The sequence below is a fragment of the Nonomuraea sp. NPDC050310 genome (genome assembly GCF_040655795.1).
Classification (GTDB): domain Bacteria; phylum Actinomycetota; class Actinomycetes; order Streptosporangiales; family Streptosporangiaceae; genus Nonomuraea.
Genome location: NZ_JBFAKP010000019.1, coordinates 100,454 through 116,399, shown reverse-complemented (window position 1 = coordinate 116,399; position 15,946 = coordinate 100,454). Strand labels below are relative to the sequence as shown.

The 15,946-nt window shown below is 71.4% G+C and carries 14 protein-coding genes; 8 read left to right on the top strand and 6 right to left on the bottom strand.

The window, feature by feature from the left end; genetic code table 11:
• Nucleotides 1-35: 35 nt before the first annotated feature.
• Both AB0I67_RS32895 and AB0I67_RS32890 read right to left on the bottom strand, forming a co-directional pair.
• Nucleotides 36-557, bottom strand: a complete 522-nt coding sequence (locus tag AB0I67_RS32895) for a hypothetical protein (RefSeq protein ID WP_357931548.1) — start codon at nt 555-557, stop codon at nt 36-38.
• A 151-nt stretch (nt 558-708) separates the two neighbouring features.
• Entirely contained in the window at nt 709-1,221 is a 513-nt protein-coding gene (locus AB0I67_RS32890) for a hypothetical protein (protein ID WP_357931546.1), read from the bottom strand.
• Between the two features lie 415 nt (nt 1,222-1,636).
• On the opposite strand from AB0I67_RS32890, the gene AB0I67_RS32885 reads away from it, so the two are divergent.
• From AB0I67_RS32885 to AB0I67_RS32875, 3 genes are all read left to right on the top strand, one after another.
• The gene (locus tag AB0I67_RS32885) at nt 1,637-1,918 is read left to right on the top strand and encodes a hypothetical protein (protein ID WP_357931543.1); all 282 of its coding nucleotides are present in this window, start codon (nt 1,637-1,639) and stop codon (nt 1,916-1,918) included.
• Nucleotides 1,919-2,053: 135 nt separating this feature from the next.
• Nucleotides 2,054-3,511 carry a peptide MFS transporter gene (locus AB0I67_RS32880; RefSeq protein ID WP_357931540.1) on the top strand — a complete coding sequence of 486 codons (1,458 nt, stop codon included), beginning with the start codon at nt 2,054-2,056 and terminating at the stop codon, nt 3,509-3,511.
• Nucleotides 3,512-3,524: 13 nt separating this feature from the next.
• A complete protein-coding gene (locus tag AB0I67_RS32875) occupies nt 3,525-4,139 on the top strand; it encodes a trimeric intracellular cation channel family protein (protein WP_357931537.1) in 615 nt (204 codons plus the stop codon).
• Here the strand turns inward: AB0I67_RS32875 and AB0I67_RS32870 are convergent.
• On the bottom strand, nt 4,123-5,538 hold the full coding sequence (locus AB0I67_RS32870; protein WP_357931534.1) for a PLP-dependent aminotransferase family protein: 1,416 nt from the start codon (nt 5,536-5,538) through the stop codon (nt 4,123-4,125). The two genes, AB0I67_RS32875 and AB0I67_RS32870, sit on opposite strands and share 17 nt — an antisense overlap.
• A gap of 63 nt (nt 5,539-5,601) precedes the next feature.
• Here AB0I67_RS32870 and AB0I67_RS32865 point away from each other — a divergent pair, with 63 nt between their 5' ends.
• The 4 genes from AB0I67_RS32865 to AB0I67_RS32850 all read left to right on the top strand — a co-directional run bounded on the left by AB0I67_RS32865 (nt 5,602) and on the right by AB0I67_RS32850 (nt 11,319).
• Complete coding sequence (locus tag AB0I67_RS32865) at nt 5,602-6,222, top strand: hypothetical protein (protein ID WP_357931531.1); 621 nt, start codon at nt 5,602-5,604, stop codon at nt 6,220-6,222.
• A gap of 136 nt (nt 6,223-6,358) precedes the next feature.
• On the top strand, nt 6,359-8,242 hold the full coding sequence (locus tag AB0I67_RS32860) for an ABC transporter permease subunit (RefSeq protein ID WP_357931528.1): 1,884 nt from the start codon (nt 6,359-6,361) through the stop codon (nt 8,240-8,242).
• A gap of 23 nt (nt 8,243-8,265) precedes the next feature.
• On the top strand, nt 8,266-9,507 hold the full coding sequence (locus AB0I67_RS32855) for an extracellular solute-binding protein (protein WP_357931525.1): 1,242 nt from the start codon (nt 8,266-8,268) through the stop codon (nt 9,505-9,507).
• Nucleotides 9,508-9,564: 57 nt separating this feature from the next.
• Nucleotides 9,565-11,319 carry a glycoside hydrolase family 15 protein gene (locus tag AB0I67_RS32850; RefSeq protein WP_357931522.1) on the top strand — a complete coding sequence of 585 codons (1,755 nt, stop codon included), beginning with the start codon at nt 9,565-9,567 and terminating at the stop codon, nt 11,317-11,319.
• Between the two features lie 9 nt (nt 11,320-11,328).
• On the opposite strand, the gene AB0I67_RS32845 is transcribed toward AB0I67_RS32850, so the two are convergent.
• Together AB0I67_RS32845 and AB0I67_RS32840 are read right to left on the bottom strand one after the other, a co-directional pair.
• Nucleotides 11,329-12,192 carry a hypothetical protein gene (locus AB0I67_RS32845; RefSeq protein ID WP_357931519.1) on the bottom strand — a complete coding sequence of 288 codons (864 nt, stop codon included), beginning with the start codon at nt 12,190-12,192 and terminating at the stop codon, nt 11,329-11,331.
• Nucleotides 12,193-12,233: 41 nt separating this feature from the next.
• Entirely contained in the window at nt 12,234-13,142 is a 909-nt protein-coding gene (locus tag AB0I67_RS32840; RefSeq protein WP_357931516.1) for an LD-carboxypeptidase, read from the bottom strand.
• Between the two features lie 42 nt (nt 13,143-13,184).
• Between AB0I67_RS32840 and AB0I67_RS32835 the strand changes: the two genes are divergently transcribed.
• Nucleotides 13,185-14,054, top strand: coding sequence for a sulfotransferase (locus AB0I67_RS32835; RefSeq protein WP_357931513.1), 870 nt, complete (start codon nt 13,185-13,187; stop codon nt 14,052-14,054).
• On the opposite strand, the gene AB0I67_RS32830 is transcribed toward AB0I67_RS32835, so the two are convergent.
• On the bottom strand, nt 14,023-15,876 hold the full coding sequence (locus AB0I67_RS32830) for an ABC transporter ATP-binding protein (RefSeq protein ID WP_357931510.1): 1,854 nt from the start codon (nt 15,874-15,876) through the stop codon (nt 14,023-14,025). The genes AB0I67_RS32835 and AB0I67_RS32830 overlap by 32 nt on opposite strands.
• Nucleotides 15,877-15,946 lie beyond the last annotated feature (70 nt).

Here is a 15,946-nt window from a genome sequence, read left to right as displayed (position 1 = left end):
AGCGGCCGGGCTCCTTCGTCTTCGAGCGGGTACGGCTAGCGGTGCAGGACCTTGACCCAGTCGCTGGCCTCGTCGCCGTTGTAGTAGCGGCCACCCTCGTAGATGGCGCGGAAGGTGCCGGAGGTGTAGGCCGGGACCTTCAGGTGGAAGTAGCCGGAGCCGCCGGTGCGGACCTTGTCCACGAACTCCCAGCGGTGGGAGCCGTCGGGCTGGAAGAGGATGATGATCTTCCGGCCGCCGAGGCGGTTCCAGCCGTTGGCGCGCTCGCACCAGTCGGACTTGATGACCTGGACGACACCGTCGATGTAGCCGCCCTCGCAGTGGACCGAGAGCCGGCCGTCGAGGTGGAGGGTACGGCCGGCCCAGGCGGGCTCGGGGTTGACGTCGAAGCTCAGGCGGGTGTAGCCGCCGTCGTGGTCGTAGTCGAAGTCACCGTTGTGCCACCCGTTGTCGTAGTAGGGCGGGTTGGTGACGGCCGACGCGGGCGCGGCGGCGGTGGCCAGGACGGTGGCGCCCAGCGCCGCAGCGAGGGCGCCGGCAGCGAGACGTCGCATCATGATCTAGGAATTCCTCTCCCCGTGGGCAGCACGCTCCGGGACAAAGCGTGCCTACGGCAACGACGCTCCACGGTAAAGAAAGGTTTGAACAATTAAGATCACGATTCGATAACTCCACCACTCCGAAGGGATATTTATCCCATTTATCGGCTTAATGTCCTTTTTTCTGGCCGGCGATGTGCACCGCGGGACCCCAGCCGGGCGCGTAGTGCTTGTTGCCGGGGAAGCGGAGCTGCCACCATCCGCGGGCGCGGTTCGGGATCACCCGGGCGAAGCCGCCGTCACGTCCGGTCGTCGCGGTGCCGACCTTGGTCCAGACGACGCCGTTCGGCTTGCGGTGCATGATCTCGACCTTGGTGCCGGCGAAGGCCGCGTAGTCGCTGTAGCCGGCCGGGTCCACCCGGTCGAGCTCGCCGCTCAGCCGCACCGCCTTCTGGCCTCTGATCTTGCTCACGTGGGCCGAGGTCAGCCTGGTGGCGCGGCGGAGCTGGAAGGTGGTGTGCCGGGTGACCGTACTGCCGTCGGCGGCCTTCGCGGTGGCGGTCACCGTCCAGAGACCGGAGGGGTAGAAGCGGTTCAGGCCGCGGGCGGGCAGGAAGCGCCAGGTCTCCCAGCCGTCCGCGCTCGACGCCATGCGCTCCACCCGGCGCGGCTGTCCCGTCATAGGCGCCTCGACCTCGGGGCGTGGCCCGGCGGGGCCCGACGCGTCCGGCGGCGGACCCGAGGGCTCGGGAGCGGGCGGCCGATCCCCAGGGCCTCCAGGGACCCCCGGACGCCCCGAAGTCCCGGGAGCTTCGGCGACGGGCGGCGAGGGGTGCGGCCGGGAAGCAGGAGCCGGCGGCCGCTCGGCGGAGGGTGCGGAAGCGGGCGGTCCGGAGACAGGCGGGCCGGAAGCCGGCGGCGCGGGCTCACCGGGCGCGGAAGTGGGCGGTGCGGGCTCACCAGACGGGGCCGGCTCACCGGGCGGTGCGGGCTCACCGGGCGGTGCGGGCTCGCCGGGCGGGGCGGAGGGTTCGCCCGGCGGCCCGGACGGCGGCTCCGAGGGCGTGGACGGCCCCGGCGGAGAGGACGGGGGCGCAGTGGAAGGTTCCTGGACGGGCGCACCGCGCCGGGGCCGGCCGGGCGCGACGTCGATGGTCACCCCGTCCTCCCCCGCGGCCCCCCGCGCGACCACGTCGATCACCAGCCGTACCGACCCGCTGGGCCCCACCACCGGCTGCGCCGGCCGTACGACGATCTCCTTGATCTCCGGCCCGGCGGCAGCGGCGGTCCCGGTGACGGGCACCGCGAGCGCTCCCGCCATGAGCGAGGTGAGCAGAACTCGATTCGTCATGATCAACACGGTAGGAACCGCCCGGTAATGCCCGGGGACATGACACCCGCCCCGGTTGGCAAAGCATCGGGTGATCCACGTCCGAACCTGGGTAGCCCACGGCAGAGCTGGAAAGACGCCTTGTAAGTGACGTAGAGTGACTGATCGAATACAAGGGGGGATCATGACAGCAGAGCGCACGTTCTTCGGTCACCCGAGGGGTTTGGCCACCCTCTTCGGGACCGAGATGTGGGAGCGCTTCAGCTTCTACGGCCTGCGCGGCATCCTCGTGCTGTTCCTGATGGCCCCGCCGGTCCGTAACGGCCTGGGCCTGGACGAGACGACCGCGGTCCCGATCGTCGCGCTGTACGGCGGCACCGTCTACCTGACCTCGCTGCCCGGCGGCTGGCTGGCCGACCGGGTGCTGGGGGCCAGGCGCACGGTGTTCTGGGGCGGCGTGATCATCATGCTGGGCCACATCTCGATGGCCATCCCGATCCACTCCTCCGCCCTGATCTGGCTCGGCCTGTTCCTGATCATCTGCGGCACCGGCCTGCTCAAGCCGAACATCTCCTCGATGGTCGGCTACCTCTACCGCGACGACGACGACGCCCGCCGCGACGCCGGCTTCTCGCTGTTCTACATGGGCATCAACATCGGCGCCGCGCTGGGCCTGTTCGTCACCCCGCTCCTGGCCGGCGACGACCGCTGGCACCTCGGCTTCGGCGCCGCCGCGGTCGGCATGGCGCTCGGCCTGATCATGTACACCGCGCGCCGCAAGAGCCTGGACGGCGCCGGCGAGGCGCCCCCGCGGCCGCTGTCGCCGGCCGAGTCGCGCAAGGCCGTGCGGGTGATCGCCTTCTCGCTGCTGCTGCTCATCGCCGCGGTCCTGATCTGGGGGGCGACCGGCACGCTCACCGTGGGCACGGTCCCGACCGTGGTGACCGTGCTGAGCATCCTGGTCGTGGTCGGCTACTTCGTCTACGTCTTCCGCAGCGCCGGCGAGATCACCGCCGACGAGCGGCAGGGCATGCGGGCCTACATCTGGCTGTTCATCGCCGCCGCCATCTTCTGGATGATCTTCCAGCAGGCGGCCGGCCCGCTCACCGTCTTCACCGAGAAGCGCGCCGACCTGAGCGTGCTCGGCTGGACCGTCCCGGCGGGCATGGTCCAGAACTTCAACTCCATCTTCGTGATCATCCTGGCCCCGCTCTTCAGCATCCTGTGGCTGCGGCTGGGCAACCGGGTCAACACCCCGCAGAAGTTCACCGCCGCGCTCTTCCTGGTCGGTCTCAGCTTCGTGCTGGTGAGCTGGCTGAACGCCAGTCCCGGGCAGATCGCGCTGCTGTGGCTGGCGCTCATCTACCTGATCCAGACGCTCGGCGAGCTGTCGCTGAGCCCGGTGGGCCTGTCGGTCACCGCCAAGCTCGCGCCCGCCTCGCTCAAGGGCCAGATGATGGGCATCTGGTTCCTGGCCCCGGCGGTCGGCGAGCCGGTGGGCGGCCAGGCCTACAAGTTCCTCGTCCCGGCCTTCGGCCCGACCGGCTACTTCCTGACGCTGGGCCTGGCGGCGGTGGTGGCGGGCCTCATCCTCATCGTCTTCACCGGCAGGCTCAAGCGGCTCATGAACGAACACGCGTGAGACCATCCTCACCGTGTCAGAACTGCTCGACCTCGTCGGAATCTTCATCTTCGCCCTGACCGGGGCGCTCATGGGCGTGCGCAAGCGCCTGGACGTGGTGGGCATGCTCGTGCTCGCCGAGATCACCGCCCTGGGCGGCGGCGTGGTGCGCGACCTGATCCTCAACGTGCCGCCCATCGCCTTCCAGAGCCTGGGCTACGTGCTCACCCCGGTCCTCGCCACCGTGGTCGTCATCTTCTGGCATCCGCACGTCGCCCGGGTCCTGCCCGCGATCATGGTTTTGGACGCGGCGGGCCTGGGCGTGTTCTGCGCGCTGGGCACCGAGAAGGCCCTCGCGCTCGGGCTGTCGCCGCTGCACGCCGCGCTGCTCGGGGTGACCACCGCGGTCGGCGGGGGCATCCTGCGCGACATCCTGGCCGGGGAGATCCCGACGCTGCTGTACGACCGGCAGCTCTACGCCGTCCCGGCCATGCTCGGCTCGGGGCTGCGCGCGGTGCTGTTCGAGGCGCACCTGCAGGGCTGGGTGGCCACGCTGGCCGCCGCGCTGATCGCCTTCGTGCTCCGGATCAGCGCCATGCGGTACGGCTGGCGCGCCCCGCTGGCCCGGGGCGTCACACCATCGGACTGACCGCCGCCACCTCCCGCCGCCCGGCGCCCTGCCGGGCCGCGGCCAGCCGGGTGACCGCGTCGAGCAGCAGCGGGGGCGCCTGCGTGTACGGCAGGCGCACGTACCCCTCCAGCGTCCCCTCGACCCCGAACCACGGCCCCGGGGCCAGCCGTACGCCATGGGTGGCCGCGGCCTCGGCCAGCTCGGTGGCGCCCTCCCCCGCGGCCAGCCGTACCCACAACGAGCCCCCGCCGGACGGCAGGACGAAGGTCCAGCCGGGCAGGTGCTCGCGCACCGCGGCGGCGAGGGTGTCGCGGGCGGCGCGCAGGGTGCGGCGGCGTTCGGCGCGCGTCTCGGCGAGCCGGTCGAAGAGCTGGGCGACGATGAGCTGCTCCAGCACGGGCGCGCTCAGGTCGGCCGAGGAGCGGTGCAGCGCCAGCCGGCGCACGTGCGCCGCGGTGGTGCGGATCCAGCCGATGCGCAGCCCGCCCCACCACAGCTTGCTGGCCGAGCCGATGGTGACCACCCGGTTGTCGGTGTCGAAAGCGGCCATCGGGGTGGCCCTGGCCTGCTCCGACAGCGCCAGTTCGGCCCAGGTCTCGTCCACCAGGATCGTGGTGCCGGTGCGGCGCGCGGCGGCGACGATCTCGGCGCGCTCGGCGTCGGGCATGAGCGCGCCGGTCGGGTTCTGGAAGTCGGGGATCAGGTAGGCCAGCCGGGCGGCGGACTGCCGCATGGCGCTGGTGACCAGGTCGGGCTGCCAGCCGTCGGAGCCGACGCCGACCGGGGCCAGCCGGGCGCCCCGGCCGCGGGCCGCCTCGACGGCGTGCGGATAGGTGGGCGACTCGAACAGAAAGGTGTCGCCGGGGCCGACCAGCAGGCTGATCACCAGGTGCTGGGCGGACTGGTTGCCGGTGGTGACCAGGATCTGCTCGGGCCGGGTGGCCAGGCCGCGCTCGGTGTAGCGGGCGGCGATGCGTTCGCGCAGCTCGGGCAGGCCGACGGGGTCGTAGCCGGAGCCCATCGCGTGCCGGGGCAGCTCGCGCACGGCCGCCTCGACGGCGGCCTGGAACTGGCCGGGCGCGGCGGGGGCGGCGTTCTGGAGCTGGATGAGGCCGTCGCCGCCGAAGCCGCTCCAGGCGGTCTCGGCGGGGTCGGGCAGCACGGTCCAGCTTCCGGAGCCCTGGCGGCTGTCCACGTAGCCCTGGCCGCGCAGCAGGTCGTAGGCGGCGGTCACGGTGGTGCGGCTGACGCCGAGCGTCTCGGCCAGGTGGCGTTCGGCGGGCAGCCGGACCTGCACCGGGATGCGGCCGTCCATGACCAGGCCGCGCAGGGCGTCAGCGAGTGCCCGGTAGTAGGGCCGCGCGGTGCGGTCGAGGTCGAGCAGCCGGGCCACCTGGGTGGCGGAGAGAAAGCGCACCAGGCCATTTTCGGTGATTGGCCCTGTTATGGGAAGCCGGTTGCCCGCCATTATGGGTCCATCATGCGCGAGAAACTGACACCAACCCGGCTCGCCAAGCTCTACGGCGGGCTGGCCCTCTACGGCCTGGGCATGGCCCTGCAGATCGAGTCGGCGCTCGGCGGCTCCCCCTGGGACGTCTTCCACCAGGGCCTGGCGGTCCACTTCGGGCTGTCGGTCGGCACCTGGGTGATCATCGTGGGCGCGGTGGTGATGCTGGCCTGGATCCCGCTGCGCCAGCGGCCCGGCCTGGGCACCATCAGCAACGTCCTGTTCCTGGGCCTGTTCGCCGACCTGTTCCTGTGGCTGCTGCCGGGCCCCGAGCACGTCGTGCCGCGGTCCGCCTACCTGCTGGCCGGCGTCTTCCTGGTCGCCCTGGCCACGGTGCTCTACATCGGCGCCGGGCTCGGCCCCGGCCCGCGCGACGGCATCATGACCGGGCTGGTCCGGCTCGGGCTGTCGATCCGGCTGGCCCGCACGCTCATCGAGGTCAGCGTGCTGGCGATCGGCTGGATCCTGGGCGGCACCGCGGGCGTCGGCACGTTGTTGTTCGCGCTGGCGATCGGTCCGCTCACCCAGATCCTGTCGCGCTGGTTCCCGCTGGAGGCGGCACCGCCCCGGCCGGTACCCCTGCCTGCGGATTAGCCGTCCTGGAACGCTCCACAATTCTGCACATCCTGCGAGGTCAATGAGCGAAGTTGCTTGATCGAGCCTTGAATCGCTTGACATTGATCACCGTCATCACGAGCATTTATGCAGCTCTCCTGCGAAAGGCCGTGTGATGACTTCTCGGGCTGCTGAGCTCTGGCGGCGGACGGTCCCCTGGCGCTGGCTCGCGCCCAGCACGGTCCTGATCGCCTGCGTGGTCGGCTTCCCCGCCCTGTACATGGTCCTGATGTCCTTCCAGGACATCAGCCGGATCGGGCTGGTCAAGGGTTTCGCGGGACTGGACAACTACGCCCGGTTACTCCAGGAGGACGCGCTCGGCCAGGTCGTCGGCAACACGCTGCTGTGGCTGGTCGTGGTCGTCGGCCTGACGATGCTGCTGTCGCTGGCGCTGGCGCAGTTCCTGTCCAAGGAGTTCTTCGGCCGCCGGTTCGTGCGGCTCTCACTGGTGGTGCCGTGGGCCACCTCGCTGGTGATGACCGCGACCGTGTGGCGCTTCATCTACGAGGGCGGCAACGGGCTGCTCAACCGGCTGCTGATGGACCTGGGGCTCCTGTCGGCCCCGGTCGACTGGTACAAGGACCCGGCCACCGCCCTCTACTCGGTGATGGCGGTCGGCATCGTCACCTCGATGCCCTTCACCACCTACGTGCTGCTGTCCGGGCTGCAGACCGTGCCGCACGACGTGCTGGAGGCGGCCAGGATCGATGGGGCGAGCGCGTGGTCGACCTGGCGGCGGGTGACGCTGCCGATCCTGCGGCCCTCGCTGATGATCGCGCTCGTCCTGAACATGCTGCACGTCTTCAACGCCTTCACCGTGATCTGGGTGATCATGGGGAAGACCGCGGGCAACCACGCCGACACCACGGTGACCTGGCTGTACAAGATCGCCTTCACCGCGCAGCTCGACTCCGGCGAGGCCGCGGCGCTCGGCGTGCTCAACGTCGTCTTCCTGCTGCTGCTCATCACCGCCTTCGTGGTGATCCTGCGGCCCTACCAGAACCCCTCGGCGGCCGAAGAGAGGCCGTCGGCCGCCGAGGCACCCGCCGGCGAGGTCCGGCCCGCGCCGCCGTACCAGCCGGAGCCCGTCCAGCCGGAGCCCGACCAGCCGAAGCCGGTCCAGCCAAAGCCGGTCCGGCAGCGGCCGGTGCTGATGCGGGCGGGCCGGGGCTGGCGGCGGGTCCGGCCGGCGGCGCTACCGGTGATCGGCTTCGCCATCGCGTTGTTCTTCCTGGCTCCCTACGCGGCGATGCTGTTCGGCTCGCTGAAGACCGACGCGGAGCTGTACGCGGTGCCGGCCGACTACTTCCCGCGGACGTGGGCGTGGTCGAACTACGCCGACGTGTGGCAGCGCATCCCGCTGGCCGACTACTTCCGGGTCAGCCTGACCGTCGCCCTGGTCTCGACCGCGCTCGTCCTGGTCGTCGGGGCGCCGGCCGCCTACGTCCTGGCGCGCTCCAGGTTCCGGGGGCGCGGGGCCTTCCTCGGCGTGATCCTGGTGACGCAGATGTTCCCGGCGGTCGCGCTGCTGATCGGGCTCTACCGGCAGGCGCTGTACGTGGACGGGATCAACAGCTACGCGGTGATCATCGCCATCAACGCCGCCTTCAACCTCGCCTTCGGCGTCTGGATCATGCACGCGCACTTCAGCGCCATCCCGGTGGAGATCGACGAGGCGGCGATGATGGACGGCCTGGGCCGCTTCCGCATCATGCTGCGGATGATCCTCCCGCTGGCCGCGCCGGGCCTCGTCACCGTGATGATCTTCACCTTCATCCAGGTGTGGAACGAGTTCGTGATCGCGCTGACCCTCTTCAACGACCCGGCCTCCGGGCGCGTGCCGCTCACCGTCGGGGTGCAGCAGTTCGTCGGCCTCTACGAGACCAACTACCAGTACCTGTTCGCGGCGGCGCTGATGGCGATCGTGCCGGCCGTGATCCTGTTCGCGCTTATCGAGAAGCATCTGGTGAGCGGCCTCACCGCAGGCAGCACCAAGTGACCAAGGACAAGGACCGGTGTGAGATGACCTCTCGGACAAGACCTCGGCTGGCCGCGATCGCCGCCCTCGCGCTGGCGCTGACCGCCTGCGGCGGCGGGGGTGGGGGCGGCGACGGGGAGCAGTCCATCAAGCTCGTCGTGGCCCAGTACACCGAGGGCACCCGCCCCTACTGGGAAGAGCTGATCAAGTCCTTCGAGACCGCCAACCCGGGCAAGAACGTCGACCTGCAGGTCATCGACTGGGGCAACATCTCCGCCCAGGTCGCCACCATGATCCAGACCAAGCAGTTCCCCGACGTGCTCAACCTCAACGTCTTCGCCGACTACGCCGAGGCCGGGCTGCTCTACCGCGCCGAGGAGGTGGTCTCCAAGGAGGTGCTCGGCGACTTCCTGCCCTCCTTCGCCGCCAACGCCGCCTACGAGCAGACCCAGTACGGCCTGCCGTTCGTGGCGACGGTCAACGGCCTGTACTACAACAAGAAGATCCTGAAGGAGGCCGGCCTCGACAAGCCCCCGGCCACCTGGGACGAGTTCAAGGCCGCGGCCAAGGCGATCAAGGCCCTGCCCGGCGGCTACGTCCCCTACGCGCTGGCCATGGGTGCCGAGGGCGGCGACTACGAGTTCGGCACCTGGCTGCGCGCCAACAACGGCGACTGGCGCGTCAACGGCAAGTGGGCCGTCAACGGCGAGCGCAGCCTGGAGACGCTGCAGTTCCTCAAGACGCTCACCCAGGAGGGCCACACCCAGCCCAACCCGGGCCAGACCAACCGCGCCGACGGCACCTGGCCGCTGTTCGCCCAGGGCAAGGCGGCCATGGTCTACGCCTCCTTCGGCACCCGAGCCTTCCTCGACCCGGTGGAGAAGGCCGGCATCGAGTACGGCACCGCCCCGCACCCGGTCAACAACGGCGCGACCCCGGCCACGCACGGCATCCAGGACTACCTGATGGCCTTCAAGAAGGACGGCAACCAGGAGCTGGTCCGCCAGTTCCTGACCTACTTCTACCAGGCCGGCAACTACGCGAAGTACCTGAAGGTGGAGGGCCTGCTGCCGACCACGCAGTCGGCCTCCGACGTGCTGCGCCAGGACGCCAAGGTGGCCCCGATCGTCGACATGGTGGCCCGGGCCCGCTTCGACCCGACCTCAGAGCCGGTCTGGTCGGAGCTGCGCGGCACCATCGCCGCCGAGCTGGGCACCGGCCTGGCCGCCGACAGCGACCCGGCCGCGCTGCTGGGCAAGTTCCAGCAGATCGCCGAGCGTCCGTAGCCAACACACTGGCCGGGTCTCCCCAAATCGGGCGACCCGGCTAGTAGCGTCACAGGTATGCGGATCGAGGACTACGCACTCATCGGGGACATGCAGTCGGCCGCGCTCGTCGGCCGCGACGGCTCCATCGACTGGCTCTGCCTGCCCCGGTTCGACTCCCCCTCCTGCTTCGGCGCGTTGCTCGGCGACGGCCGGCACGGCCACTGGTCGCTCGGCCCCACCGGGCGCAGGCCCGCCGACCGGCGCCGCTACCGGCCGGACACGCTGATCTTGGAGAGCGAGTGGGACACCCCCACCGGCACCGTCCGGGTGATCGACTTCATGCCGCCGCGCGACCGCAACCCCGACGTGGTGCGCATCGTCGAGGGCGTCTCCGGCTCGGTGGAACTCACCACCGAGCTGCGCATCCGCTTCGACTACGGGCGGATCGTGCCGTGGGTGCGCCGCGACGGCGAGCACCTGCAGGCGGTCGGCGGGCCCGACTCGGTCTGGCTGCACTCGCCGGTGCCGCTGATCGGCGGCGACTACGCCCACCGCGCCACCTTCACCGTCGAGGCCGGGCAGCGCCTGCCGTTCCTGTTCACCTGGCACCCCTCGCACGAGCCGATGCCCAAGCTGATCGACCCCGAGACGCATCTGGCCGAGACCGAGGCGATGTGGACCGAGTGGGTGGCCCAGTGCACCTACAAGGGGCCGTGGCGCGAGGCGGTGGTGCGCTCGCTGATCACCCTCAAGGCGCTCACCTACGAGCCGACCGGCGGCATCGTCGCCGCGCCGACCACCTCCATCCCCGAGGACCTCGGCGGCGTGCGCAACTGGGACTACCGCTTCTGCTGGCTGCGCGACGCCACCATGACGCTGGAGGCGCTGATCGACTCCGGCTACTCCGACGAGGCCCTGGCCTGGCGCTCCTGGCTGCTGCGCGCCATCGCCGGCCGCCCCCAGGACCTCCAGATCATGTACGGCGTCGCCGGCGAGCGCCGCCTGCCGGAGAGCCAGCTCGACTGGCTGCCCGGCTACGAGAACTCCCGCCCGGTCCGCATCGGCAACGCCGCGGTCAACCAGCTCCAGCTCGACGTCTACGGCGAGGTGATGAGCTGCCTCTACCTCTCGCGCACCTCGGGCCTGGCCGCCGACGACCGCGCGTGGGCGATCCAGCGCCAGCTCATCGCCTACGTCGAGGAGCACTGGGACGAGCCCGACGAGGGCCTGTGGGAGGTGCGCGGGCCGCGCCGGCACTTCACCCACTCCAAGGTGATGTGCTGGGTGGCGCTCGACCGGGCCATCCGCCAGGTGGAGAACTTCGGCCGCACCGGCCCGGTGGAACGCTGGCGCCGGGTGCGCGACGAGATCCACGCCGAGATCTGCGACAAGGGCTTCGACGCCACCCGCAACACCTTCACCCAGTCGTACGGCTCGCCCGAGGTGGACGCGGCGTTGCTGCTGATCCCGCTGACCGGGTTCCTGCCGATCGACGACCCCCGGGTGGCCGGCACGGTGGAGGCGATCGAGCGCGAGCTGATGAGCGACGGCTTCGTGCTGCGTTACCCGATCGCCGAGGACAACGACGTGGACGGCCTGCCCGGCGCCGAGGGCGCGTTCCTGGCGTGCAGCTTCTGGCTGGTGGAGGTGCGGGCGCTGCAGGGCCGGCACGCGCAGGCCTGCGAGCTGTTCGAGCGGCTGCTCGCGCTCCGCAACGACCTGGGGCTGCTGGCCGAGGAGTACGACCCGCGGTACGCCCGGATGGTCGGCAACTTCCCGCAGGCCTTCAGCCACGTGCCCCTCGTGCACGCGGCCAAGGCGCTGTCCTAAAACCGAGCCTCAGGAGGAGCTGAGGCGCTTCAGCACCCGGGCGAAGTCCTTCGGCGGCACGACGACCAGGCGGGTCTGGCCGTCCTGGACCACCAGGTCGGCCTTGATCCGGGTCAGGGTGGCGGCGTGCCACCAGTAGACCTGCTCGCTGGGGCCGCCCGCGCGCAGGGCGTGCACGCGCAGCCGTTCGATGGCCCGCACGACGCCGATGCCCTCCACCGGGTGCACCAGCACGGTCCGCGGGTCGGGCAGGACGGCCAGCACGCCGTCGCCGGGCACCTGGAGGTAGTCCTCCAGCCAGTGCAGGTGCGAGCCGGCCGAGGCGGTCGCGCCGCCCAGCCGCCAGACCGGGGTGCCGGACAGGTCCTCGCGGCCGGCGTGCAGGCGCTCGTTGCGCCGCACGTTGGCCAGGGCCACGCCGAGCGCCTGGGCGGGCGGGATCGGCCAGCAGCCGGCCTCCTCGGGCCGCACCGGCCGGCCGTGCACGGTCATCAGCTCGACCAGGTCGGCGCCCAGGTGCCGGCCGACCACGCGGGTCAGGTCGGGCACCTCGTCGACGGCTTCCACCCGGGTGCCGAGCAGGTGCCTGACCTGGTCGAAGTCGCACGGGTCGGGCAGGGAGGCGTCGGCCAGGGCGCGGCCGAGGTGCTCGGAGACCAGCATCGGCCAGTCCTCGCGGGGGCGCCGCCCGGCCTCGCGGCGCAGGCCGGCCAGCCGTACCGGGATCTCCTTGCCGCCCCCGAGGGTCAGCAGGGTCCCGTCGGCGGCGAACGCGCAGGTGTAGCCGAGCGAGTCGGCCACAAGGGAGAGCAACGAGTCGAGGTCCACGTCCTCGACCGATCGCGACGGCCGGGAGGGCCGGAACAGGTTCACGCCGCATGCCCCTTCTGTCGGATTCGTCCCCCTGCGTGTTTCTACGATGCCTGGTCCCAGCCCCCGAACTGACCAGCCAGGGAGCACGATTCAGTATCGATAGCCCCAAGAGCCCCAAGCCAGATGCTCAGCTGCGGGCTGCCGTGCCCGACCGGCAGCCCCGCCAGGATCGGCACTCCGAGCGGGACGAGCCGGTCCCGCAACACCGGCATCGGATCGCCACAGCCGACCCACGAGCCGAGCACGAACCCACGTGCCCCGTCGAAGGCGCCGGCCTGCAGGAGCTGGGTCAGCATCCGGTCGATCCGGTAGGGCTCCTCCCCCACGTCCTCCAGGAAGACCAGCCGGTCGGCGAAGGCCGGCTGGTACCGGGTGCCGCACAGCGAGGCGAGCAATGACAGGTTGCCGCCGGCCAGCACGCCCTCCGCCCGGCCCGGCACCAGCATCTCCTCGCCCGGCACCGGCAGCGGGCGGCCTTCGAGCGCCGCCAGAAGGTGCTCCCAGGTGCGCGGCTCGGGCTCGGCCCCGTCGGTGATCACCGCGCAGGCGGGCATCGGGCCGTGCAGCGTGGGCAGGCCGAGTTCGAGGCCGAACACGTGGTGCAGCGCGGTGATGTCGCTGGAGCCCAGCAGCACCTTCGGCCCGGCCGCGCGCATCGCCGCCCAGTCCAGCAGGCCGAGCAGGCGGCCCGCGCCGTACCCGCCCCTGGCGCAGAAGACCGCCGCCACCGCCGGGTCGCACCAGGCGGCCTGCAGGTCGGCGGCGCGCTCCTCGTCGGAGCCGGCCAGGTAGTCCAGCCCGCCGCGGGCGAGCACGTTGCGGCCGGTCACCACCTTCAGCCCGAGCGCCTCCAGCCGCCGCACCCCCTGGCGCAGCCGGACGGGGTCGGGCGGGCCCGACGGGGCGACGATCGCCACCGTGTCCCCACCGACCAGGTCTAGACCCCTCATTGCACACCTCCCAGGGCAAACGGTGTCACACTTGACCCGGGTATGCGACACATCCTGGTGGTCAACGGGATCAAGGTCCGCAGGCCGGTCTTCCTCCTGGGAGCCCCGCACTCCGGCGCGGACCTGCTGGCGCGTGCCCTGAAACGGTCCACCGGCTTCCACGTGACCATGGGCCGCGCCTCGGTCGCGCACGTCGTCTACGCCTTCGCCCGGCGGCCCTCCATCGGCCGCAGCTCGGGCGCGGCCCGCGTGCTGCGTGACGCGCTCGCCGAGGCCTGGCAGGTCGTGCCCGGCGCCTGCGGGCAGTGCCCGGCGCCGTGCCGCGAGGCCGGCGGCGTCACCGGGCCCGGCCCGTGCGTGTCCACCTCGGCGCTCAGCCGCTTCGGCGACGCCAGCCCCGACCTGCTCTACAGCGCCGGCCCGCTGCTCGGCGCCTTCCCCGACGCCCGCTTCGTCCAGGTCATCCGCGACGGCCGTGACGTCGTCGCCGACATGATCGCCGACCCCGCCTGCCTGGCGTGGTTCAAGCCGGTCATGCTCACCGAGGAGACCGAGTTTCCCAACGCTTTCCTCGGCGTGAACCGCGGCGAGCACCGCGACCGCTGGAAGACCATGCCGGTGGCCGGCAAGGCGGCCCTGCGCTGGCGCAGCGCCGTGCGGATCAGCGCCGAGCTGCGCCAGGAGCTGCCCGCCGACCAGCTCATGACCGTCCGCTACGAGGAACTGCTGCGCACCCCCGGCCCGGTGATCGACGCGCTGTCGGCCTTCCTGGAGGTCCCGGTCTCCAAGGTCGCCCTGTACGGCAGGCGCCCCCGCCCCTCGGCCGCCCGCCTCCGACAGGCCGACCTCGACCTGGTGGAGAAGGTCGCCCGCGAGGAGCTCACGCGTCTGGGCTACCTGGCGAAGAGCTGAACTGGGTGCGGTAGAGCTCGGCGTACAGGCCGCCGCGCGCCAGCAGGTCGTCGTGCCGCCCGCGCTCGGCCACCCGCCCGTCCTGGACGACCAGGATCTCGTCCGCCTCGCGGATGGTGGACAGCCGGTGCGCGATGACCAGCGAGGTCCGCCCGGCCAGCGCGGTCTTGAGCGCCTGCTGCACGGCCGCCTCCGACTCGGAGTCGAGGTGCGCGGTGGCCTCGTCGAGCACGACCACGCGCGGCGCCTTGAGGAGGAGCCGGGCCAGCGCCAGGCGCTGCTTCTCGCCGCCGGACAGCCGGTAGCCGCGGTCGCCGACCACGGTGTCGAGCTGGTCGGGCAGCGCCTCGACCAGGTCGCCGATCTGGGCCGCGCGCAGCGCCTCCCAGATCTCCTCGTCGCTCGCCTCCGGCCGGGCGTAACGCAGGTTGGCGCCGATGGAGTCGTGGAAGAGGTGGGCGTCCTGCATCACGACGCCGACCGTGTCGCTGATCGAGCCCAGCGTCGCCTCGCGCACGTCGAGGCCGTTGAGCCGCACAGAGCCCTCGTCGACGTCGTAGAGCCGCGAGACCAGCGAGGTGATGGTGGTCTTGCCCGCGCCGGACGGGCCGACCAGGGCGATGAGCTGGCCGGGCCGGGCGGTGAACGACACGCCCTTCAGCACCGGGTGACTGGGGCCGGTGTCCTGGCGGGCGACCGACTCCAGGGAGGCCAGCGAGACCTCCTCGGCGCTCGGGTAGCGGAAGTGCACGTCCTCGAAGTCGATGGTGACCGGGCCGGAGGGCACCGGCCGGGCGTCGGGCTGCTCGGCGACCATGGGCTTGAGGTCGAGCACCTCGAAGACGCGGTCGAAGCTGACCAGCGCGGTCATCACGTCCACGTGCACGTTGGACAGACTGGTCAGCGGGCCGTACAGACGCATGAGCAGCGCGGCCAGGGCGACCAGGGTGCCGAGCTCGAAGACGTCGTTCACGGCGAGCACGCCGCCGACGCCGTAGACCAGCGCGGTGGCCAGGGCGGCGACCAGGCCGAGGGCGACGCGGAAGATCGCGCCGTACATGCCGACGGTCACGCCGATGTCGCGCACCCGGGCGGCGCGCTCGCCGAACATCTCGGCCTCCTCGGCGGGCCTGCCGTACAGCTTGGCGACCATGGCGCCGGCGACGTTGAACCGCTCGGTCATCACCGAGCTCATCTCCGCGTCGAGCTTCATCTGCTCGCGGGTGAAGGCGGACATGCGGCGGCCGACGTACTTGGCCGGGATGATGAAGATCGGCAGCAGGACCAGGGCGACCAGCGTGACCTGCCAGGACAGCACCAGCATCGCGCCCAGCACCAGGACCAGGCTGACGATGTTGGACACCACGCTGGACAGGGTGCTGGTCAGCGCGCGCTGGGCGCCGATGACGTCGGTGTTGAGCCGGGAGACCAGCGCGCCGGTCTGGGCGCGCATGAAGAAGGCCACCGGCATGCGCTGGACGTGGTCGAAGACCTCGGTGCGCAGGTTGAAGATCAGGCCCTCGCCGATGCGCGAGGAGAACCAGCGCTGGGCGAGGGTGAGCCCCGCGTCCAGCAGGGCCAGGACGGCGATGGCGACGGCCAGGCCGATCACCACGCCGGTGTTCTTCAGCAGGATGCCGTCGTCGATGACCGCCTTCATCAGCAGCGGGTTGGCCACGACGATCACCGAGCCGAGCACGACCAGCGCCAGGAAGACGGTGATCAGCCTGGTGAAGGGCTTGGCGTAGCGGGCGATGCGCCGGACGGTGCCACGCTTGAGCCGCTGCTGCATGACGGACTCGTCACGCCGCAGCGACCGCATGGATCCAGGTCCGAAACTCATCGCCATGGTCATTTCAGCGTCCGCCGGGCTCGCGCGATTCCCCGCTCAG